We start from the raw sequence: 25,043 nt of genomic DNA, 5'->3' as shown, positions 1-25,043 counted from the left end.
TTAATGACGTATTCGAGTAGTTTTTCCATAGCAAGCTGATGTAAAATTCTCAGGGTGTAGGTTTAGTATTTTGCGATTGCTAAGTACCTAACGACTTAACCGTGTGATTAATGTTTATTTCCATCTAAGTCAGTTCCTTGTAACTGTAGAGGTGTGAGGCTTTCGTTGTTGGGTATCCAAGGGGATAGACACGCTCTACTCTTGACACAAGGGTCGGTCAAGGTTTTCAAGAATGTGACGAGTGCTTCAACATCCTCAGTCCGGTAGTCCTTGTCTTTAACAAAGGAATTAGGATTACTCTTCATCAGTAGATCAACACGTGTTTTCAAATTGTCGACTGGAATATTCTTCTGCTTTAATTGGTTGGGGTTGTATTGTTGAAGCATTTGTTTGGGTGCAATCATATGCTTGACGATGCCGGGTAACGATGTATAAGCACCGTTATGTCCCCAAGGCCCAGTGACTTCTGTGTTAAGCAGACTAGGTACGCGAAATTTATAATTATCTTGAGGCAGGCGAGTGACTAAACGTCGTCCAAAGTCTTGGCCCTGTACCGCAACACCATTTTTGCCGGCTTTTCCTGGGCCAATGGGCGGAATAAGTATATTGTAAAATTTCTCATTACTAAAAAAATCCCCGCTGTGACAGTTAGCACAGGCGTAGCCACCTTTTTCTCTGCCTTGATAGAACAGTAAGGCACCCACTTTTGCCTCTTCACTGATTGCCAGTGTATTGCCGTTGATATATTGACGCCAAGGCGTATCGATAAATAGCTGTGAGCGTTGGTACTCTGCGAGTAACTCACTAATGGATTGTTCCGTTATTAATTGTGATGCCGTTGCTTCCGGTGCACTGAATGTTGTTCGAAAAGCGGTGAGCCAATAATGAGTCACTGTTTTCGGTAACGCGCTGAGTGTCGGGGATTTTCCTGCTAACCGGGCAGCAATTGATGCCCGTCTTGCTTGAGTGGATCGACGAAAGGCAAAGCTTTCTCCTAGCATTTCCCGATCAGACGTAACAGGAAAACGTGCTTGTGCCTGAACTAAGTTTTCACCGGCTTTAGGGTCACGTTGTGGGTAATGGAAATCGGGTGTGGTGAACTGGCTTGGACCGATGCTTTCTATGCGTCCATCATGAAACATAACCTTCTGCCATAGGGCTATGTTAAACGTTGTTGGTGCATTTCTGGCAATATCAGGTGGCAAACCCTCTTTACGTTGGCGGCCAAGGCCGAGTACAGATGGCTTTTCACTCTTGACGCCAACCGGCAGTGACAAATTATCCCCACCTCCCAGCATTGGGTGATGACAACTGGCGCAGGCAGTGTCGAGATTTCCACTCAGTGCACGTGAATAGAAAAGCTTCATCCCCAACTGTGCCTTGGTGCTGTCAATATCGCTCAGTTGTTGTTGCTTAATGGGGTTGCCAGTTAACGTATTATTCTGAATGATGTCGTGGAGTGCTTCATCTAATGTTTGAGAAAAGGACATCGGTGTTATAAGTAAGGATAATGTTGCTATCGCAGATACTTTGTTGATCATAGTGAGAGGCATTGTTAATTATCGAATAATAGTGGTTTGGCGGGGGATGAACTCTTGTGATGGCATGCTGTCATCCACTAACTTTTCAGTACCGACCACATCAATGACTCCTGAAATTGCTCTTAGACGACCAAGGTAGTCATTCTTCTCAATGGTTAAACGCTCAGCCTCATGGCTGATATCTTCTTTTTCTTCCATCAACGTGCTGAATCGGCTGTTAAACTGCATGCTTTCAGTACGCAGCGTGTCGCACTGTTGGCGTAAATCGATTTGCTCTTTCTTAAGCTCTGCGTAGCGTTCATGAAAACGTACTTTGTCTTCTTCGAGTATCGTGTTTTTTGACAGTGACACATCGTGATCGATCGTCAAGGACTGTAGTGCCTGACGATCTTTTTCTAATTCGAAAATATAGGCTGCTTGCTTGCTATTTTCTTGTTGCATCACATCGAGTTGTTGTCTCTGTTGTGACACTTGGGTTTGCGCACTACTCAGCGTTTTACTTGTTCTGTTTAACGCCGACTGGGTAGATACAATTTCGTTCTCTTGCTCCGTATTAAGCGACTTCATCGACTGCATTTGCCGTTTGTTCTGCTCAAACTCATTGCTGATACTTTCCAGTCGCGCATGACTGATTTCCAAGGCCTGATGTTCATGAATGAGCCTTTTACGTTCCTCTTGAAGGGAGTCTAAGCGTGTTTCAAAACTGCTGCAGCTTTGCTTGAGTCCCGCTTCGACTTTGCTTGTTTCATTGAGCTTTTCGTGACACTCGATCAGCGTTTGTTGTAAGTTTTTTTGCTCCGTTTCCAATAGCAGGATTTGTTGGCTAAGTTGTCTATTGTGACTACGTTCTTCATGTTCTTTGTTTTTAGATAAAAAGCGCCCTAGAAACCAACCAATAAAGGTGGCTAACAATAGGATTAGCAATAGTTCGATGGCAAGATCAGACATAGTTATTTTTCCTGAACAATAAATTCAATACGACGATTTTTGGCACGCCCTTTTTCTGTTGAGTTATCGGCAATGGGATCGCTAGCGCCATAGCCAACCGGATTCAGTAGTTTTTCATCCATACCGGCATTACTTAACCACCTTGCGATGGTATCGGCACGGTCTTGACTCAACGATAAGTTTTTCTTTGGACGCCCTTTGTTGTCAGTGTATCCAGCAATCGTAATGCTTACTTCGGAACATAACAGACCTATTTCTCCCAGTTTCCGTAAGAGTGGGATACTTTCCTTATTAATAGTGGCTTTCCCTGTGTTAAAAGAAATTTGGGTGTGGAGGAGTAATTTATTGAAACGTGTTTGACAGCGTTGAGTGGTCTGATCGGTGGCAACGAGATTAGACTTCAGTGTGAAACCTTTCTTTTCAAAGGGACGTAAGGCACTCATTAAACGGTTAATATCAGCACTGTGAGTGGATTTAGCCGATAGATCGATATGTTGGCCGATTAGATCAAGGCTCACCAAGTCTATTGGTGATGTATTCTCTAGTGCCGTTAAGGTCAAATCTGCCCAGCCTTCAGGAGCTCCCTTAGCCACAGCGAGTTGGTGGTTAACTCGGCCCTTCGGATATTGAGATTCAAACACTTTAGTGATTCTAGAGAGACTCTCCTCGTCAGGTAAATAACCTTTAATCGTCAGCTGCTTGTCTTCCCATTCGGCCGTTAGATAGTAAGGTCTAACAAGGGTATGGATGAGGTTATTCTCAACGGAACGCACGCCCGATACACCCTTTGTTAAAGTCAGTGCATCCTCAAAGTCACGGGGTGTTGGTGCTTTACCATTCAGTGTAATATCACGTCCGCTGGCTGAGGCTTTAGCCCAGATATGTCCCTTTGTATCTAGTTGTTTTTGAACATCTTTTACTAATGATGTCGGGATTTTTTTTTCATAAAAAGGAATGGCCAAAAAGTATAAAAGTGCTAACAATAAGGCGCCAATAAGGTACCCATAAATCAAACGGCTACTCATTTAACTGACCCCTCTGGTTTGCGTTCAGTTGCACGTTGACTGAGTGGCTTGTCTGAATGTTGCTTTATCGGCCCTAAGCCAAATAAGTTAGGTGCTTCTTTGATGTAGACGTGACTAGTGCTCTCAGGCGTCTCGGTAATACGAACCTCCTGGCGGCTATCGGCCATCTGTGTAATCGCCACTTCCTGGCGGCTGTTCGCCATTTCAGTAATTGCCATTTCACCGATTTCAGGGAGAGAAAACGGTATTTTTTCATGGCATAGACGCTTATAAACAGCTTCGCGTAAGCCTGCCGCTACATGTCCTTCCCAGTCACTTTCTGCCGACCACACAACCAGTTCAAACCTCACACAACGCCAGTCAAAATCAAGCATGTGAACTTCCTTTTCTTTGGTGTGATCCGCGTCAGGGAACTGATTGGCAACATCCATCAGTAGAGTGCGCATGCGGTCTGCGTCAACACCAGAAGCAATCGTGATATTCACCACTACGACGCCTCCTTTTTCAATAGAGGAAGACTCATTAAGTACTCTTGAATTACCCAGTAACCCATTTGGTATGACTACTTCAACATTTAACTCATTGAGAATGCGTGTACTGCGTATCCCGATTCGTGTCACAACACCCTTTATTTGAGCATCACCACTGTCAAGCTGGATAACATCACCGACCGCAAAGGGCTCATCGGTCAGTATCAAAATACCGGCAATGATATCGGCAATGGTACCCTGAGCCGCCATCCCCACCGCCATGCCAGCAATACCGGCAGAGGCTAACAGCGCGGTCATATCCACGTTCCAAACGGCAAAAATTTGATGAGTTGCACCAATCAAAACAAAAACAAACGCCGCATTGTTAAAAAGCGGCAGTGTTTTTACCTGAATAACACCTTTGTCATTATTATTTTTTGCTGAGTGAATGAATAAAATTTTGATGAGTTTATAGGCAAACACCCCGACGACGACAATCATTAACGATGTCAGAATAGAGGTCATGGCGACCATCACCGCAGAATTCATGCCGGATGCTTTTAGTGCAAGCAATAAGCCACTTAAAAAGATGAGATTGAATAAGGGGAAGCGCAGTAAGTCCGCAATGTCTTTACTGAGCGGTATACGTGTATTACTAAGTATGCGACTGAGAAAGTTGGGGATATATTTTGCAAATAAACGTGCAACTAGATAGCCTAATGTGGCGACAAATGCTACTTTTAAATATGCATAATCACCAAAGACTCCCCAAGCCTTTTCTAAGTACGGCCATACTGAGTTCTGTATGGAATTAAAAACCTCGCTCACTTTTTCTAACACTTAAAAAGCCCTCATCAATCTTAAAAAAATTATTGTTGTTACCAGTTACTTATTGTTTTTCCATAAATCATCGAAAGGTCTTTAGCCGCTAGCGTAGTGTCAGAAAACGCCACCCCAAGCGCTTTTTGCATTGCTTCTAAGTGTTGGTTAAAGTCTTTAAGCACCGCCGTCTCAAATTGCTGGTAGTGACTCACCTGCCATTCGATGGCGTGTACCACAGAATCTCGGTGTAAAGAAAAGTCGATCTTTTGCGCTAACTCGTTAATGACACGCGTGGCCAGTTCACTATTGATCACCGTTTGCGCAGGCGAATAATCAATTTCTTTCAGAAAATGCGACTGAGCCCCCACCCAGTCAGAGAGAGGTCGATCGCTTTCTTCGATGGTCATCGTCGCGATTTCAACCGCCAATCCTTCCTGCTCTTTTATGATGTCATTCAAGTGTGCCTTGAGATGGGCATTGATTGTTGTCTTAAGGGCTTCGGGAATACTTCCGTCGCTGATCTCAAAAACAAAACCACGCATTTGAATGACGTATAAGATCGCTTTACGCCATAAGTTAGAGGCATTGGAGGTAAAGCTATTATATGCATCCCAATCCACTTCCATTTCAGCAAGTTGAGGGAGTTTTTCCATGGCTCCAGGCTTTAGATCTTTGCCACACATAGCGTCAAATGCACGACGTATCATAACGGATGAGCCACCACATACCTCATCTTCTCCAATTAATAGCCCATGAGTTTCTAAATGTTCATAAAAACCCTTGGAGTCAGGTAGTTGTTGCTCACTTACGGAGTCTTTAAATTGGTCATTCATCATCGCTAAGAACGTGGCCTGCTGAAACCCTAAGCACACTTTATACAACCCCGTTAGCAACACGGGAAAGTCACGTGTTGCTAACGGTTGGGCGTGGCGTAACGCCATATAGTCAGATAGAAATACTCCTGCACCAGAGACTAACGCTAGGTCATAAAAACTATCAACGGATGTCTTTTGATACGCTTGATACTGCTGACTTAACTCGCCCAGTAGTAACAGTACTTTTTGCCACTCTTTACTAATACTGTTGAGCGCGCTGGCATTCATGGGGTACTCATGATTATGTCGGCTGCCAGGGTAGGGACAAGACTTGAACGTTGTCTCTACCGAAGCATACACATCCGACCGGCCTTCACCAATAGGACGACCATCCGTATCAAGGTACTCATGAACATCCCGTTTTAATAACCAGCGAAACAGTGCTTGTTTATCCAATGCAATTTCCCGAGTCATAATACACTCCATACCGGTTTATTGAGGCTTAGCTCGTAGGATTAATTGCACTTCGTCTTTGCCGTAAATGAACGATCCAAACAGCCCTAAGAACCAATATTTTGGTGATAGTAATGCAGACCACTGATATTTTTCATGCAGCGTGCTAAGACCACCATAGTTGTCCCAATAATGATCCATTGCAGGTACATTCAAAAATGGAATGCGGCAATGAAAGAAAGGATGGTGGGCGATTTTTGCGACTTCCCAATTGCGTTCTTCAGCGCGCTTGACCAACCACGTATGTGGCATGATGTGACGATGAAAAGGCTGTTGAAGAATCTGTCTGTGCTCATCTATTTTATTTAGGTCAATTGCTAACGCATCCGGTGTTTCAATGTAAACAAAGCCAATATCTGAGGTTAACCCCATTAAGGTTTCCATGTGCTTGATGACGTCAATATCATGCTCAATCACATCTGATGACATCACTGCTTCATAACGTTGCTCTAGTACAGACTCATCGGCGTATTGTTCAGTAAAAGGGTCATATCCAACTGCTTTTTTATAACCATGCTCTTGAAGGTAGCGAAGGAAATGCCCACCTCCACAACCATAATCCAGCACCTTATGGTCTTTACGCATGCCTGCTTTTTCTAACCATTTCAGCTTGCGGCCAAAGAAGTAGCGTGTAATGTCATCGGGTTCGTTATTTTCATGCAAACCATAAATGCTATAATAATGCGCTAGATCAACGCCTTCTTTGGAATGAATGCATCTGCAATTGTCGCATTGCCAGACGGTGAAGCTTTCATCTTCGAAGGCTCTTTCACTTGATGCAATACGTCCTTGTAACGTTTTTGCTGATAGGGTTTCAGGTGACGAACAAAGGTCACATGTTGTGTAATCCTGCATATTTTTTCTCTATCTGTTGGGGGGGGAGGGTTCTTCCATATCAGGAATATTGGCGACAGCACGACGGTACAGTCCGCTGGGTAAAAAGCTTAATAAACGACAGACCAACCACGTTTGCCAAGGGAACCAGTCCACTGAGCAGTTACGCTCAATAGCGTTGCAAATACGGTCTGCTGCTTGTTCTGCACTGATCAGATCTTTGAGTGTTTCTCGCTCTTCATCAGTGATTAAGGGGGTATCGACAAATCCAGGTGCTGCAATGGTTGCTTTCACTCCGTGAGGGTGAAGGTCAATACGTAAGCTTTGAAATAGAGTGACTAATGCGGCTTTGCTAGCGGAATAAGACGCAGCAGCAGGGAGGCCAATCATCGCGGCAATACTAGAGACGGCAACAATATGGCCTTGTTGTCGGGAGACCATGCCGGGGAGAACGGCTGCAATGCTGTTGATGACTCCTTGAGTATTGGTCGCAATCACGGCATTTTCTCTTGCCGCATCAAAATTAAGAATGTCGGTTTTATGATAAATACCGGCATTGGCGATTAAAATATCGCAAGGCCCAAGTGATTCCTCTAAGACTTGAACTGCTGAAGCTAAGGCCTTAGTGTGGGTTACATCTGCTACAGCGAAAGCAACTTGACTCGTGCCATCACTGAGACGCGCGGACAAACTTTCTAGATTTTTTTGCCGTCTAGCAATCAAACCGACCTTTGCCCCTCTAGCCACCAGCGTTGCACCAAGCGCCTCGCCAATGCCACTAGAAGCCCCTGTAATGATGACGCACTTGCCTTGCCACGAGTTGTGTCGAGGTTTTTTAGGTAATATTCCGTGTCTTGCTTGTAGATACGACATGTTCACCTCCTGATTCGAATTCAGCGTCAGTCATGTGCTCGACTGGCGTAAGTGTTGGCTTTGCATCAGCGCCTTTCAGAAGAGGCAAGAAAGCATTACCAACGCTGCTCATTAGGGTAAGTGCCTGCAAACTCAGCGCACTAAAAATACCAAAGTGGAAAAAGAACACACCACCGACACAAAGCAGACTTCCACCTAACACCGAATGATAGCTATTACGTAGGTTGTTGTCGTATTCATTGGATAAGTCAAACACATGATTGAGGTAGTTTAAGCTGCCATCCATCATAATGATTTGTGCAGTATCGGTTGCGGCACTTGCAGCACCACTGAGTGAAATTGACACATTAGCTTGCTTTAATGCAATCGTGTCGTTGATCCCATCACCAATAAAGCAAACCTTACGGCCTTCATCTTGTAGTTGTGCAATCAGCGTCGCTTTGTCTTCTGGGAGGGTTTCTGCGAAATATTGCTCAATACCTAATTCATTTGCTAATGCTTTTGTAGGTAATTCATGGTCGCCTGAAATAATGCAAAGGGACAAATCACGTGCTTTTAAGCCTTCGATCATGGCCTTGGCTTCAGGACGAATAGTTGGCTGTAGTGTAATGGCTCCACCCAACTCATCATCAATGGCGACCATAATTAAGGTATAGCCTAGAGTATGGCCTTCGGTCAGTTGTTGCTGAATATGCTCAGGTATTTCAATGCCTTCACTCGTCATAAAGCGGTTACTACCGACGCGTACCCAACGGTTATCAACTTGGGCCTTGATACCATAACCAACTTCATAGCTGGCTTCGTTTAATGGCTGTAGTTCAAGGTTACGTTGTTTAGCAGCTTTGACGATTGCTTTAGCAACAGGGTGACTTTGCTTCACTTCAGTTGCGGCAGCAAAGCTAAGTAGTTCGTCTTCACTCCAGTTCGCTGACAGGTGAATAGCGCCTACATGGGGCTCATCTAATGTCAGCGTACCCGTCTTATCAAAGACAACCGTATCGACGTCCCTCAAACCTTCGAGTGCACGACCATCTTTAATTAAGATTCCACTTTTCGCTGCTAGATGGAGGAAATTCAGTGTACTTAATGGTGCTGAAAGTTGAATGGCATCAGAAAAGTTAGATAATAGAATGGCGGTTGCGCCAATTGGGCCGAGTGTTACTAAAGCTAACGAACTCGCACCGAGTGTTGGAATCACTGACTTATTGGAAAGCTGCTCGCCTTTAGTCTCGATACCGGTTTTATAATCGGCAGTCCGACTCCAAATCTCACCAATTTGCGCAGCAACTGCATCTGCACCTGCTTTCTCCACTGTTATTTGCAAGTGACCAGAGAGCAATGTGGTGGCAGCAAAAACAGATTCACCGACACCTTTTTCAACGGGTTGAGATTCACCCGTTAGCATACGCTGGTCAACAGAGCCAATACCACTGGCAATAGAGCCATCTACTGGAATCATTTCACCAGCACTAACGATGACAATATCGCCAACTTTTACTTCATCAAAAGGGACCTCAATTTCAACTCCATCTTGTAATACCCAGGCAAAACGGCTTTGCTCGCCAAATAAATTGGAGAGGTTCTTTATGGATTGATCTTTTGTTTTCAGTACTAATTTTGCGGACAGAAAGTATAAGAATACACCTGCTGCACCCGCCATAAAGAAGAATGGGTTTAAGTTATTAACAAGACCTAGCGTTAGCGCACCACAGACAGCAATACTGTCCACAAGAGACGGTTTGAGCTTTTTCTCTTTCAAACCGTCATAGGCATCCATAAACATTGGTACCAATGTGTACAGTAATGGAGGGATAGCAATAATGTGCGCTGCTGGAAACACGACTAATGTTCCCAGTGACACTGCTAATACTCCCGAAGAGACGGTTAAATAATGATTCAGCGCTTTAACTTCCTCATCATGCTCTTCGTCCCCTTCCACCACACTTAAAGATTTTTCTTCAGCTTTAGGTGCAATGACTAAAGATTTACCTTTTTTTCTTGCTCTGTGTTGAGAAGGGAGCAAGCCAAAAGCCTTGGCCCCTAGGTACACACCACTCGCAGCAACGACTGCGCCACTGATAATCATTAGCCTTGGACCTCAAGTTGGGCAGTATCTCGTTTAGCTAGAACCATTTTCCGTACCGCTTGCAGTGCAGTAATGGCTTGGTCTATTTCTGCTTCAGTATTTGAGGCGGTGATCGAAAAACGAACAAGGTTACGATGCATAGCAACCGCTGGATAAATAGCTGGCGTAATTAGGATATTGTGTTCCCACATCATGTCACATGCTTCAGTCACTTCGTCTACGTTCCCAATAACCACTCCCACAATAGGGAAGTTGTGCTCATTATCAACTTCGTAGCCCATGTCTTTTGCTGCACTCACTAGCTTGCGTGTGAGTTGGTAGACTCGCTCACGCATCTGGTCACCTTCTTTGCGGTTGACTTTCAGCCCTGCCAGAGCACTTGCTAAGCTGGCAACGGGAGAAGGACCAGAGAAAACGAATGGCCCTGCCAGACTCAAGCGTGACTTCATGGCTTGATCAAAACAGGTTACAAAAGAACCGTATGAAGAAAACGACTTTGATAGGCCACCCACATAAACAATGCGGTCTGCTTCGTAATCCATACCGTAATACTTCACAACACCACCACCGCCATAGCCGTAAGGCATCTCTTCGGTAGGGTTTTCACCAATGACACCAATTCCGTGAGCATCATCAAGGTATATGATTGCATTGTATTTTTTGGCTAATGCTGACATCTCAGGTAGAGGTGGGAACTCGCCTGACATTGAGTAAACACCATCAATTGCGATAATTTTATTTTGATCTGGGCGATAGCGTTTTAGCTTCTCTTCCAGCGCATCCAAATCATTATGTGCGAACTCAGTCCATTCAATCCCATCAGCCTGACAACGTAAACATGCTTCATAGATTGAGTGATGAGCTGAGTTATCTTTTAAAATAACACCACCAAAACCAGCAAGTAACGGTAACACTCCCATATGTAGCAGGTGAATTGACGGGAATATTAGCGTTTTCGGCGCACCGACCAAATCCGCAAGTTCCTGTTCCAGCTCTGGATAAAGACCCGGAGAGGCAACCGCACGTGTCCAACTAGGGTGAACACCCCATTTATCCAAAGCGGCAGGAATAGAATCAATGACGTCTTGGTGAAGATCCATACCCAAGTAGTTGCATGAGGCAAAATCACTACGCCATTGACCGTTGATGAGTACTTGACGGTCACGCTGCTCTTCCACATTCGTATAGGTCTGAGGAATCAACGCCAACATTTCAACATCGCTATTAAGGGCATCCATGTGCTTTTGTGCCGCACTGATTCCTTCGTTTGTTGCTTCATTCTCTGCTGTATCTAGACTGACATTCGCGAGGCTATCAATAATCATATCGGCAATCAGCAACGTGGTTGCTTCTTGCATGATCGTTTCAATCGGTACTGAGACGCGCAAACTACGATCTAATCGGTTTTTTAGCTCGACCGTCATGAGTGAGTCTAGGCCCAGTTCATTCCACGGCTGATTAGCGGGTAAGCTTTGATCACTGTCAAGACCTAGGACCTGTAATAGTTGCTCACTAATGTAGTTGATAAGCATTGTTTTTTGCTCATCACCACTGCTGCTCTTCAGTTGCACGAGAATGTCGGAGGTTCCGCTCTTTGCTTTAGATTTGACCGCTGAGCCTTGCATCGATTGTCTAGCCATTAAGCTAACGAACGGTGGTTGTTGATCTTCTGGAAACTGCTGCATGAACATAGCCCAGTTCATCGGGAATACACCCACTTGAGCTGGACTTTGGTGCAACGGTAACTGCATAAGGTTGTTAAGCGTTTGTAGACCAAGATCAGGTTTTATCTTTTCTAGACCTTCGCCATCAAACGACATATCAGCCGCCATGCCTGTTTCATCCCACGGTCCCCAGTTGATACTCATGCCAGGTAAGCCAAGTGCTTGACGCTGTTGCATTAGGCTATCAATGACTGCATTGGCTGCAGCGTAGTTAGTTTGCCCAGGTGACCCCATCAAGGATGCAATAGAGGAGAAACAGATAAAGTGATCAAGTTGCAATGCCTGACTTTGCGTATGCAAATTCAGTGCACCTTGAACTTTCGGTCCCATTACTTTGGCAATACTCGCGTCCGTTTGCTTAAGGATTGAGGCATCATCAATCACACCAGCCGCATGAATAATACCGCGTACTGGAGCTGCTTTCTGTGCTGTTGCTAGTAGTGTGGCCACATCTGCGGCATTTGAAGCATCTGCTTTAACCACAGACACATTCACACCTTGATCGTCCAAGTCAGCCAGCAGTTGCTTGGCTGCATCACTGTTAGCACCGCTACGTGAGCTTAACGTCAGGTGACGAGCACCTTGATCGGCTAACTGTTGGGCGACTTGTAAGCCTAATCCACCTAAACCACCGGTAACGATGTAGTTCGCATCTGGTTTAATAGCAGGTGCTGGTTCAGCGTTATAAGTCAGTATCACTTTACCGATATGCTTAGTTTGCTGCATGTAACGGTACGCATTGGCGACTTGTTCAATCGGGAATGTGGTTTGTGGCAGAGCATGCAAGATACCGCTTTCGAACTGTGTGACCAACTCGCTTAACATGCGTGTCATCAGACCAAGGTCTTTACCCGTGACTTCACCTAAGTCGAAAGGAAGGTAAGTTGCATCTGAGCGATAAGCTGTTGCTTCCTCTTGGCTCCACACACCGATTTTACCAATTTCAACAAAGCGGCCGCCTTTTCTCAAGACATCAAAGCTCTTATTGATGAAATCGCCATTCAGGCTATTGAGTACAACGTCCACTCCTTGATTATCCGTGAGGCGTAAAACCTCATCGGCAAAGTCGAGTGTTCGTGAGTTCATGACATGCTTAATGCCTTGAGCTTTTAGTGCATTCCATTTCGCAGGACTCGCTGTGGCATAAATTTCTGCGCCAGCGGCTTGTGCTAGTTGCACTGCGGCCTGTCCCACACCACCAGCGGCGGACTGGATAAGGATTTTATCGCCCGCTTTTAGTTGAGCTAGCTCTTTAAGACCATAGTAAGCAGTAAGGAATGCCGTTGGAATACCTGCTGCAGCTTCAAACGGAATATTAGCTGGTTTACGTGCAACCAATGCTGAGTCAACCGTAACATAGCTTGCAAAACTACCTTCGGTATTGGCAATAACCTGATCACCGATTTTTAAGCCAGTGACGTCTGGACCTACGGCAATCACAGTACCCGCACACTCAAAACCAAGTGGTACATCTTGTGCGCGTTCAATGCCAAGTACCTCGGCATAGTAGTCCTTCAACATGCCCAGTGAATTCAATACATCACGAAAATTCAGTGCAGTAGCAGCCACTTCAATTTCTACTTCGGCTGCTTCAGGCACGCGTCGAGTGATTGGTACTAAGCGTAACTCATCTGCTGAACCATAATCATCTAGCTGAACACGGAACGGACCTTCTGGAGTTGTTAACAGCTGCTGGGTATGGTCGGTTAGTTTAGCCAAACGTGCAACGTATCGAGTACCTGCACGCCAAGCGACTTGATCTTCCTGATCAGTACTAGAGAGCTCAGTAAGTAGCGCCGCTACGTTCTGTTCCGCTTGGTCTAAATCAATACAAGTACACGTTAGGCTCGGTTGCTCAATTGCTAGGGAGCGACCGAAGCCCCAGATTGAAGCTGATGCAAGTTGGTATCCTGTTTCGTTATTTACGGCTTGTGAGCCTTGAGTCACCAAGTAAAGCGGTGCGTTTAATTGGCTACGGATGATCGCTTGTACTGCGTAGGTTGCACTTACCGTGGTTGATTGTGCATCAGAAAGTAGTGTTTCAACCGACTCATGTCTCTCTGTACTCCACAAATAAATGCTACCTAAACACGCCGTACCTGATTGCTTAAACGCCTCATCAATCATTCGCTCATAGTCGGCAGACTCTTGGGCATTAATCGTGATTACTTGAGTTTCATTAATAGATTCAGGTCGCTCGGTCGTACTGTAATGATTACCTGAGTAGACCAAAATAGTTGCCTGATTTTGTTCATGTAATTCAGCGGCTAATTGCTCACCCAGTCCATTGCTATCTGCAAAGATTAACCAACGACCCGCTTGCTCCGGTAAAGTTTCAGGTGTTGTTGCTTTGGCTTGCCAGTCAATATCGTATAACCAGTCAGCTAATTGGCGTTGCAACATCGCGTCACGAGGAGCTTTACGCATTTCAAAGCCATCAATACTGAGCAGTACTTCGCCTTCATCATTGAATAATTGAATATCCCATGTCGTTGCACCGACTTGAACCACATGACACCACCAGCTGTTGTCAGTAGGCATTGGCCCAATATTAAGTGTCTTTAAGGTAAAGGGTAATAGAGTCTCTGTTGAAGCACTTTCGTCTAATGTTACACCTGCGGTTTGTAAGCAAGCATCTAATAGTCCAGGGTGTATCGGGTAACCGTCTAGGCTTCCAATGCTTTCGGGTAAAGTGAACTGTGCTAGTGCTTCGCCATCACCTTTTGATAATTGAGTAATCCAGCGGAAGCTTGGGCCAAATTCAATAAATTGGTCGGCTGCAGTCTGGTAAAGAGACTCTGGTGATAATACTTCCTGACAACGGCTTTGTAGACTGCTTAGTGACACGGTGTCATGTGCACTATCAGCATTTGCCAAACGACCAGTAGCATGTGTTTGCGCTTCTTGCTCGGGTGCAGTTGGGCTGGTGCTAATCAACTGAAATGACATTGTAGCGTCATCTTCTGGTGACAGTACGGCCTGTACCAATCTAGGTTGATCTTCTGGTAAAACCAAAGGACCAGGGAAAATGACATCTTCCAACTGACACGAAGGCATTCCCAGAAGATCAGCACCACTTAGGATGACTGATAAATGAGAAGCGCCTGGCACCACATACTCTTCAAATACCGTGTGATCTTTGAGGAATGGTAATGCTTCAAGACTAAATGACGTTTCTAAAATAGTCTCTTTGATCAAAGAGGAATGCACCATCCGATCAACCATTGGCCGCAAAGCATCACTACTACGACTGTCTGCCTGAGCGCTTTGTGGTATCCAATGTCGTTGACGCTGGAATGGATAGTTTGGCAGGATTAACGTATTACGGGCGTAGTCTTTATCAAAGCCTTGCCAGTTAACATTAATACCCTTCACACTGATTTCAGCAAGACTACTTGTGATTTGTTGCCAGTCGTCTTTATTGTTACGTAGGCTAGGTGCCCACACAGCACCTTCAGGCTGGATGCAGTGTTGTGCCATACCTAATAGAACAGGTTGCGCACCGATTTCAATGAAGCTTGTGCAATTGAGAGCACCTAGTACTTCAATACCCCCTTTGAAATTAACTGCAGCGCTAACATGTTTGACCCAATAATCTGCTGAGGCCATTTCCTCAGAAACGAGTGCAGCCGTAAGAGTGGAGACAATTTTAATGCTCGGTTTCGCGTAGTGAATGCTATTTGCAAGCTCTGCAAACTCAGCCAGCATAGGCTGCATTAATGGCGAATGGAAAGCATGTGAAACCGTTAGCGCACGTGTACTAATATTTTCTGATTTAAAGGTGTCTGCAATGTTGTCTAAAGCGGTTTGAGCACCAGAAATCACAATACTATTCGAGCCATTAATCGCGGCGATGGACACTGTGTCAGTATAGTTAGCAATTGCTTGGGTGACCTGCTTACTACTTGCACGAATGGCCATCATGCCACCATCACGAGGTAGGGCTTGCATTAGCTTGCCGCGCATAGCAATAAGCTTCAATGCATCTTCGAGGCTAAATACACCCGCTAGACAAGCAGCAGCATATTCACCCACGCTATGACCTAACATAACCTCAGGCTTTACACCCCATGACTGCCATAGTGTCGCTAAAGCATACTCAATAGCAAACAAGGCAGGTTGTGTATAGGCGGTGTCGTTGATTAAGCCTTCTGGGGCTGAATTCGGACGGTCGCTGTACATCACATCTAATAGTGAATGCTCAAGGTAGGGCTTAAGTAATGCATCGCACTGTTCAAGAACGTTGCGGAAGGTCGGTTGTGTGTCAAATAACTCACGACCCATGTTCACGTATTGTGAACCTTGCCCGGTAAACAAGAAGGCTGCTTTCGCCTGCTTATTGTCTAATGACGAGCCCGTGACGACATTGCTATTGTCGCCGTTTGAAAAAGCGGTCAATTGTTCAGCGAGTGTTTCTGTTGTGCTAGCAGACACCGCAAGGCTATAAGCAAATTGGGTACGTCGAGTATTAGCGCTTGCACAAATATCCGCTAAAGAAGCCTCTGGATTCGCCGCGATATAGTGGGCATAGCTTGAGGCTATATCACTTAATGCTTCTTCCGTTCGAGTACTGAGTGTTAATACATGTGTGCTGCGATCTTTTTCATTGGTTTTAGGTGCAACCGTTTCAGGTGCAGCTTCTAGAATAAAATGAGCATTAGTACCGCTATAACCAAAAGAACTGACGCCAGCAATTCGACGTTCGGTTGGCCAAGGTGTTCTTTCGGTGACGACCTTAATGGGCAGATCATCCCATGCAATATGCGGGCTTGGGTTTTTAAAATGCAGATTGGGGGGGATTTCAGCATGCTGTAGTGACAGCACCGTTTTAATCATCCCTGCTACGCCAGCACCAGACTCTAGGTGTCCAATATTGGTTTTTGCCGAACCAATCAATAGCGGATTTTCTCTTCCTTCACGGAATACTTCACCGAGTGCCCCAACTTCAATTGGGTCTCCCAATGAAGTACCTGTTCCATGTGCTTCGACATAGCCTACTTGTGAAGCCAGTACACCACTGTTATCTAACGCTTGACGGATAACTGCTTGCTGAGACGGGCCATTAGGCACGGTTAAACCACTGCTTCGACCGTCTTGATTAACTGCAGAACCACGAATAATGGACAGTATATTGTCGCCATCAGCGACGGCATCGGACAGTCGTTTCAGTACCAATACACCACAACCTTCACCACGTACATAACCATTGGCAGAGGCATCGAAGCTTTTACAGCGACCGTCAGGGGACAGCATGCCAGCTTTGGAGAAGACGGTATAAATGTCAGGGATCAGCGTAAGGTTAACCCCTCCCGCCAGTGCCATATTACTTGTTCGTTGACGTAAGCTGTCACACGCTAAGTGAATAGCAACCAAAGACGAAGAACACGCCGTGTTGACGGATAAACTGGGGCCAGTTAATCCCAAGGAATAGGATAGACGACCTGCGGCGGCACAGGTGTCATTCCCCGTCCCCATGTAAGCGATATGATTGTTATCAGTGATGTTGGATTGTAAACACAGTTTTTCATATTCACTGGTTGTGATACCAATATACACACCCGTGGCACTGTTGTGCAGCGAGGACGGCACAATGCCAGCATTCTCGATTGCTTCCCAGCTCACTTCCATTAGCAAACGCTGTTGTGGGTCTAAAACGGCTGCTTCACGTGGTGATATACCAAAAAATTGTGCGTCAAATTTATCTACATTATCAATAAATCCTGCATGACGGACTGACATTTTCCCAGGCGTTGTTGGGTCTTTATCAAAGTGAGCATCAAAATCCCAACGATCACTATTCATTTCTGAGACAGCGTCTTTGCCTTCTTTGAGTAGTTCCCAGTATTTTTCGGGAGAATCAACACCACCTGGTAGACGACACCCCATACCCACAATTGCAATCGGCTCAGCATTGACGATAGACATTTTAGGGGCTAATTGCTGTGCTGCCATGGCAATTTTCAATGGCGATAGTTGAGAAATCTGCTTGGATAAAGTACTCATTTTAAACAATCTCTTCCTGTTTCTGTTTCTGTTTGTTGCCGCTTAATTGTTGTTGTATTTCGGCATCTGAAATGTGATCTAAATTGGATAGAAGGCTGGCAAGGTCGTCATCAAATTCGAGACTGGCAGCTTCCGTGCTTGTGTTGTCTTGTTTGCTAAAGCCCAATACCTGCTGGCTAAGGTAGTCGGTAAGTGTTTCTAGTGTGGGATAATCAAATAGCAAAGTGGCAGGGAGTGAGCAGTCTAACTTCACTTCCAATAACCCTTTGACTTCAACCGACATAATAGAATCTAAACCGAGATCACGTAGCCCTTGGCGTGCTTCAATTTGCTCAGCAGAGTCGAGCCTAAGAATGCTAGCCAGTGACTGGCGAATATTGTCCTGTAGCAGGCGGTATTGTTCATTTTGTGGCAGTTCCACAAGTGACTCCCGCCAATTTTTTTGCTGTGTGTCGGCAGAATCCGGCATTGCAGTAACCTCTACGCTAATGTGTTGGGTGAACGCACCCAAATGTGGGTGGGTGCTCAAATAACGAGTCCATTGAATCGGAAAAACGCCCACTTGGACGTGTGGTTGTTGGACGAACGCTGAAAACATCGCTAATCCTTGTGTTGGCTCAATCAGGGATTCGCCATTGTCTTTAAGGCGCTGAATATCGGTTTCTGACATGTTTGCTGCCATGCCGACGTCAGACCATGCCCCCCAATTAATACTTAACGCAGGCAACCCACTTTGCTGACGGTAATGGGCAAGTGAATCCAAGAAAGCATTCGCCGCTGCATAGTTGCCTTGGCCTATACCTCCGAGTACAGATGCCAGTGATGAGAACATCACAAAGAAATCTAACGTCAGCGATAGACTCGCTTGATGTAAATTCCATGCCCCTTGAATTTTAGGCTGCATAACATGCTCGAAACGTGCTTCGGTTTGTTGCTGTAATACCCCGTCATCCAACACACCGGCAGCATGAATAATGCCTTTTAAAGGGGTAGTGGCTTCAATGGATTGAACGAGTTCATTCAGTGCTTGCTGGTCGCTAATATCCATCATCACCAGTTGCACGTCAGCGCCCGTAGCACACAGCGCATCGAGTTGTACTTGCACCGTGGGGCTGGCGGGACTGCGTGCTAATAACCATAGCTTCTTAGCACCTTGATCGATCAAGTGCTGAGCGACTTGTAATCCTAAGCCACCACTGCCGCCACTAATTAAGTACCCTGCATTTTCATCAATGGAAAATGTTTGGTCTTCCGGCGTGTCCTGATAAGCTAATTCGTTTAGACGAGCAACAAAGCGCATGCCATCACGATAAGCAAGTCTTCTTTCATTGGGGAGGGGGGTCACTGCCGGCGCTAATATTTCTTGTGCCAGTAGTGCCGTCATCGCATCACCATGATCCATGGTGTTGTCGAGATCAATCATGACGGGAGAGAGTGAAGCCAACTCCATATTAAGCACGGTGTGCATTCCCCAAAGCGTCGATTGCACGAGGTTTAAACAGCTGTGATCGTGTTGAATGATCTGTGCTTGCTCGCTCACTATCCATAAACCATCACATTGCTGAGAAACCTTAGAAAGCGCCTGAGTTAAGCGGAGTAACTGGCCACATTGCCTAGCAGCGGACGTGTTTAAATCGAAAGCGACACTGTCATCAGTCGTCGGCGTTGATTCAAGCAGTGGCCATAAATAAACAACGTCAAAGCTATCCGTTTGTGCGGCTAATAACTGATTTAAGTCTTCAGGCTGCTGCGGATTTATTTGATAATGTGCGTCTGTGATTTGAGAAAAGTCATCACCTTGCGTGACTAGCGTGACGTCAGCGTTGTTGCGCGTTAACTCAGTTAACAATTTCGGTGCAATATGCTTATCGGCAAACACAAGGTATCGGTTATCCCTGCGTGTTGTCTCGCTGGGTAATGATTGAGACTCCCATGCTACATGGTATAAGTGATCTTCCCACGCATGACGGCCCAACAATGCCTCACTAGGTACTTTTGCCTCTTGATACCCAATTAATTCCAATAGCAAACGGCCATCGTTATCAAAGAGTTGGATATCCCATTGGTGATCCGCTTTCTCAACTGCTTGACACCACCATTGTGTGCCAGTGGCAACGTGATGCACACGAACATCTCTGATGAGGAAAGGAAGCCAGGTATCCATTTCTTCGCGGCTTAACAAACAGGCAGCCGCCGTTTGAAAGCAAGCATCCATTAGAGCAGGGTGGAAACTATACCCCGTTAGATCGGCGAGTGAATCGGGCAATACTAACAAGGCTAGTGTTTCATTATCCTGCTGCCACAGTGACTGGAGCCACTGGAAGTCATGACCAAAGACAATCTGTTGTTCGCGGGAGGTTTCATAAAAATGAGCAGGATCAACAACTGTCTGACAACGGGCCTGAATCACATCAAGTTGATCCGTAGAGTGAATCTCTGGTTCAGCCCAGTTGAGTTGTCCGATCATGTGCGTGAGTGGAGAGTCTTGCTCGCTATCCATCTCATCTAAGCTAATCAGCTGAAGTGCATATTGCTGCTTTTTGCTTTGTTTTTCATCCGGCGTCAATAGTAATTGAACCACCCGCTGTTGCTCAGTTTTTAGCACCATCGCCGCAGGAAACATGACGTTGGTTAGCTGATAACCTGGCTGTTTCGCTACGCTTGCGGCACTCGCGACACAGGCAAGGTAAGTCGCCCCTGGAACAACGTATTCATCAAAGACACGGTGATCTTTTAAGTACGGTAAGCCTTGCAAACTCACACTCGACTCAAAGAGTGTTTCCTTCAATAATGGTGAGCGCATCATCTTATGAATGAGAGGGCTTAGTGCATTATTGTTTCGTGATGCTGAGGCAGAGGCTTGAATCCAAAAGTGCTGGCGTTGGAATGGATACGTCGGTAGATGAACTTTTTGACCGTGATTACCGTGATGAAATTTTTCCCAGTCAATAGAAATACCTTGCTGATAAATCTGGCCAACACTTTCACAGAGCTGCTGCCAGTCGCTCTTATTAGGCTTCAAGCTAGCAAGCCAGCGTTGTTCACCATTAATGCATAATTGGCCCATGCCAATGAGGGTTGGACGTGCACCAATTTCTAGAAAAACATGGCAATTTTGAGCTTGCAAGCAGTTAATTCCATCAGAAAAACGTACTTCATCCATTACATGCTGAACCCAATATTCTGATGTGGTAATGAGTTCAGTTTCTAATTGCCCAGTGACATTTGAAACGAATGGAATGGTCGGTTTTGTATAGTGAATGCTTTCAGCAACCTCACGAAAAGCATTCAACATCGGTGCCATCAGTGGTGAATGAAAAGCGTGTGAAACTTTCAGTGGTGTGTACTCAATATTTTGAGCAACCAGCACCGATATAATCGCTTGCAATGCGTTATTGTCACCCGCAATCACTAGGCTGTAAGGGCCGTTAATTGCCGCAATAGAAACCGTGTCAGTGTAGGGTTCAATCAGTGGTTTGACTTGCGCTTCTGTGGCGACTATCGACACCATGCCACCGGTGTCAGGCAAGGATTGCATCAATTGGCCGCGTGCTGAAATCAGCTTTAAGCCGTCTTCTAAGCTAAAGACACCTGCGATACAGGCCGCAACATACTCACCCACACTATGCCCCATGACATAATCTGGTGTTACTCCCCACGATTGCCATACCTTAGCCAGTGCATACTCAAGTGCGAATAAGGCCGGTTGGGTATATGCCGTTTGGTGAATTAACTCAGCATCATCTTCACCAAAATACATAATATCTAACAGTGATATATCGAGCTTCTGGTTCAATAACGCATCGCATTGATTCAGTGTGTCGCGAAATAAAGGAAGGCTGTCATACAACTCACGACCCATGCCTGAATATTGAGACCCTTGCCCTGTAAAGAGGTAAGCCAGCGTATTGTCAGTTGTCACAATCGCCTGCTTATCCGTCGTAAAGGATCGAAGTTGTGCGAGTAAGTCATCGCTTGATGATGCGGTGAGTCCGATGCGATGGGATAGAGCACTGCGTCCAATACTGCTGCTATACGCAATATCTTCAAGTCGGGTGTCAGGCCTTGTTTCAAGGTGCTGTTGATACCGTGCGGCTAACTGACTCAGTGCAGGACTATTTTTCGCTGACAAGGTAATCAGTTGCTGTGAGCGTGGACTGCTTATGTCTGTCTCACGAGTGGGGGCTTGCTCAAAAATCACATGACCATTGGTGCCGCCAATACCAAAGGAGCTCACTGCGCCATAGCGTGAGCGATGAGGCGTATTCCATGGCTGACCTTTCAATGGTAGCTGGAAGCGTGTTTTCTCCAAATTAATGTGGGGATTAATACGGTCAAAGTTGATATTGGGTGGAATCTGTTGCTTGCTTAGGCTTAGCAACATTTTGATCACACTCGCGATCCCTGCGGCACCTTCTAGGTGTCCAATATTCGTTTTAACAGCGCCTAGATAACAGTCACCGCTGGGGCTTGCTTGACCATAAACCGCATTGAGTGCCTCTACTTCAATCGGGTCACCGACTAAGGTGCCAGTGCCGTGTGCTTCAATATAGGTGATCTCTGATGCGGCAACACCGGCATTGTTAAGCGCCTTCTGAATAACGCGCTGCTGAGAGTGGCCATTGGGAGCAGCAATACCATTCGTGCGGCCATCCTGATTAATAGCGACACCTCGAACTACCGCAAGAATAGGGTCGTTATCGCTCACTGCATCCGATAAACGCTTGAGCACCAGCATGCCGCAGCCTTCACCGCGAACGAAGCCATTTGCATCGTCAGAAAACGTACTACAGCGGCCAGTGGGTGATAAAATTCCCGCTTTAGCACCCATCACATGCAGATCCGGTGTAAGCATTAAATTAATACCACCGACGAGTGATAAAGAGGACTCTTGGTTGCGCAAACTTTGACACGCTAAATACAAGGCACTTAATGCTGAGGAGCAGGCAGTATCAACGGATAAACTAGGGCCTTGTAAATCCAAGGCATAGGAAAGGCGATTGGCTAACAGACTATCCAGCACCCCTGTACTGACATAAGAATCAATGACTTCAGGGTTTTCTGACATAAGCGTATGGTAGTCACCGGCCATGTGACCAATGAATACACTACTTTGACTCCCTGCAACACTGCTAGTAGGCACACACGCATCTTCCAACGCCTCCCAAGCCGTTTCCAATAACAAACGTTGGCGTGGGTCCATATGTTGCGCTTCGCGTGGTGAAATATTGAAAAATGCCGGATCAAAGTCCGTCACATTATCAATAAATCCACCCCAGCGAGAATAGCTTTTTCCGGCGGCTTCAGGGTTATCGTGACAGTGTTTTTTGCTATCCCAACGGCTTTCAGGAATATCGACGATACCATGTTCGCCGTTTTGCATAAGCGTCCAAAAAGCTTCAGGAGAGTTGGCCCCGCCCGGCAAACGACACGACATACCAATAATGGCAATAGGCTCATTTGATTGGTATGAGTCGGTCGTCTGTTCGGTTTGAATACGCTCGGATGGTTCACTTTCGGAGGATGCGGAGTCTTGCGCTTGGGTTGCTAATATTTTGCCTAACAGTACGTTGGCTAATTCACTAATTGTCGGGTGATTCCAAAGCAGGGTAATCGAAAGCGCTAAACCGGTGAGTTGATTTAGACGGCTTTGTAATTCAGCCGCTTGAATAGAATCAAAGCCTAACTGTTGAAACGAATCCCCCACACTAATGGCGGACACATCCAGTTGTAAGGTAATCGCAACTTGTTCCTGTAATTTATCAATGACTAACTCAAGCTGCTGTTGAGGCGTTGGTGAAACCAAATAACTTAATTCGTCAGCCAGCGACGCGATACTTTCTTGGTCACTGATGGATAGTAGTTCTTTTTTCAGTATTTTACCCAATGGACTACGCGGCAAGGCATCGCGAAACTCGATGATGCGAGGTAGTTTGTAAGCGGCTAAACGATCACGGCAAAAACGTAATATATCTGCTTCATCGCAAGGTGACTCAAGCACAATAGCGGCTTTAATCATCTCACCGGCGTTAGGTATTTCAACGCCAAGGGCTGCGGCTTCCCGTATATTAGGGTGCTGACATAACACTTCTTCTAACTCGCCGATATCAACCTTATAACCGCCAACATCAATAAACGTCTGTTTACGACCAGTGATAATCAGGTGACCACGCGCGTCTTTTTTACCCATATCACCGGTGTCATAAGCACCATTAATAAACGTGGCTAGGCTAAGTTCAGGTCGATTGTCATAACCGCTGGGGGGGATGACCGGACTTTTTACCCAAATGGCGCCAGTAACATCGGTAGGGCAGACCTTACCGTTCGTATCTTTAATGGTGATTTCAACATTATTAAGCGCGGCACCTAATGAACCGAATTGTAACTGCTCAGTAGTGTCAGTATTAATACAAATGGAGCCCGCTTCTGTTGAACCATAGAGTGAGCGAACAGCAATATTAAAACGACTCAAAAACTGTTGATAGGTAGTCTCAGTAAGCACATCACCTGATGAAATACACAGCTTCAACCCCGATAAATCTGCATCCACATCAGTAGGTAATTCTGCTAAGGCGGCAAACTGATAAGGCACTCCGGGGAAAAAACGGATGTTCTCAGTTTTGATTAACTCCAATACACGCTTAGAGCGACTAATAAATGGCACCTCAATGATGTGGCCATTTTCAATCACGGGTTCTAATAGGACTAATGTTGACGCGGCATACACTGCATCCAAAAGGCCATTTCCAAAACCGTAGGAGTGGTACAACGGCACGGTGCATAAGATAGCATCGTCAGCGGTTAACCTAACGGTTTCAACAAAATTGTGCGCTTCGAAACCAAGGTTCTCTTGCGTACAACATAAGCGCTTGTATTCACTGGTCGATCCCGAGGTATATAAATATAACGCTCGACCACTAAAAGCCTGTTCAGCGGTTACTGAGTAAGGGTAAGAGGTCAAGCTCGTAAAGAGAATCGGATCAATATCCGGCGTTGTATTACCTGTCACGACTAACAGAATAGATGACCCAGATTTATTGATAATCGACTGGCATAAGGGCGCTCTCAACGGGTCTGTAATGATGACCTTTGCTTGAGCATCGGTAATGAAACGTGTTAGTTCATCTTTGGTGTATTGAGGGTTCAGCGGCAGCATAACGGCATTTAACCGTGCACAGGCGAAGAAACTGATAATAAACTCAGGACAATTAGGAAGTACTACCGCGACACAATCAGCTTGACGAACACCATAATCACGTAATCCAAAGGCTGCCTTAGCAGCCAGTGATTCCAGTTCTGGGTAGCTAATGCGTACATCACCCTGCACAATGGCTGCGCGTTGCGGACTTTTTTCAGCCGCACGTTGTAACATTTGAGTTAACATGAGGG

10 protein-coding genes are annotated in these 25,043 nt (G+C 45.7%); all 10 read right to left on the bottom strand.

The window, feature by feature from the left end:
• Nucleotides 1-107: 107 nt before the first annotated feature.
• Genes DKT75_RS01525 through DKT75_RS01480 form a run of 10 tightly spaced genes read right to left on the bottom strand, consistent with a single transcriptional unit; the run spans nucleotide 108 to nucleotide 25,038 of the window.
• Complete coding sequence (locus DKT75_RS01525) at nucleotides 108-1,541, bottom strand: cytochrome-c peroxidase (protein WP_158278773.1); 1,434 nt, start codon at nucleotides 1,539-1,541, stop codon at nucleotides 108-110.
• An 18-nt stretch (nucleotides 1,542-1,559) separates the two neighbouring features.
• On the bottom strand, nucleotides 1,560-2,489 hold the full coding sequence (locus tag DKT75_RS01520; RefSeq protein ID WP_109821678.1) for a hypothetical protein: 930 nt from the start codon (nucleotides 2,487-2,489) through the stop codon (nucleotides 1,560-1,562).
• Between the two features lie 2 nt (nucleotides 2,490-2,491).
• Entirely contained in the window at nucleotides 2,492-3,514 is a 1,023-nt protein-coding gene (locus tag DKT75_RS01515) for an OmpA family protein (RefSeq protein WP_109821677.1), read from the bottom strand.
• A complete protein-coding gene (locus DKT75_RS01510) occupies nucleotides 3,511-4,824 on the bottom strand; it encodes a mechanosensitive ion channel family protein (protein WP_109821676.1) in 1,314 nt (437 codons plus the stop codon). The genes DKT75_RS01515 and DKT75_RS01510 overlap by 4 nt, the downstream gene beginning before the upstream one ends.
• A 38-nt stretch (nucleotides 4,825-4,862) precedes the next feature.
• Nucleotides 4,863-6,095, bottom strand: coding sequence for a hypothetical protein (locus tag DKT75_RS01505; protein WP_109821675.1), 1,233 nt, complete (start codon nucleotides 6,093-6,095; stop codon nucleotides 4,863-4,865).
• Nucleotides 6,096-6,113: 18 nt separating this feature from the next.
• Complete coding sequence (locus DKT75_RS01500; RefSeq protein WP_109821674.1) at nucleotides 6,114-6,989, bottom strand: class I SAM-dependent methyltransferase; 876 nt, start codon at nucleotides 6,987-6,989, stop codon at nucleotides 6,114-6,116.
• A gap of 9 nt (nucleotides 6,990-6,998) precedes the next feature.
• Nucleotides 6,999-7,841 (bottom strand): SDR family NAD(P)-dependent oxidoreductase, encoded by an 843-nt coding sequence (locus DKT75_RS01495; protein WP_109821673.1) that lies wholly within the window; start codon nucleotides 7,839-7,841, stop codon nucleotides 6,999-7,001.
• The gene (locus DKT75_RS01490; protein WP_109821672.1) at nucleotides 7,804-9,927 is read right to left on the bottom strand and encodes a heavy metal translocating P-type ATPase; all 2,124 of its coding nucleotides are present in this window, start codon (nucleotides 9,925-9,927) and stop codon (nucleotides 7,804-7,806) included. The genes DKT75_RS01495 and DKT75_RS01490 overlap by 38 nt, the downstream gene beginning before the upstream one ends.
• Nucleotides 9,927-17,654: a type I polyketide synthase gene (locus tag DKT75_RS01485; protein WP_109821671.1), complete on the bottom strand. Its 7,728-nt coding sequence runs from the start codon at nucleotides 17,652-17,654 to the stop codon at nucleotides 9,927-9,929. The genes DKT75_RS01490 and DKT75_RS01485 overlap by 1 nt, the downstream gene beginning before the upstream one ends.
• Nucleotide 17,655: 1 nt before the next feature.
• Nucleotides 17,656-25,038: a type I polyketide synthase gene (locus tag DKT75_RS01480; protein ID WP_109821670.1), complete on the bottom strand. Its 7,383-nt coding sequence runs from the start codon at nucleotides 25,036-25,038 to the stop codon at nucleotides 17,656-17,658.
• Nucleotides 25,039-25,043 lie beyond the last annotated feature (5 nt).

It is taken from the genome of Leucothrix arctica (assembly GCF_003172895.1).
GTDB classification, from domain to species: Bacteria; Pseudomonadota; Gammaproteobacteria; order Thiotrichales; family Thiotrichaceae; genus Leucothrix; species Leucothrix arctica.
The sequence above is the reverse complement of the archived record's forward strand: the minus strand, read 5'-3'. Positions and strand labels throughout refer to the sequence as shown.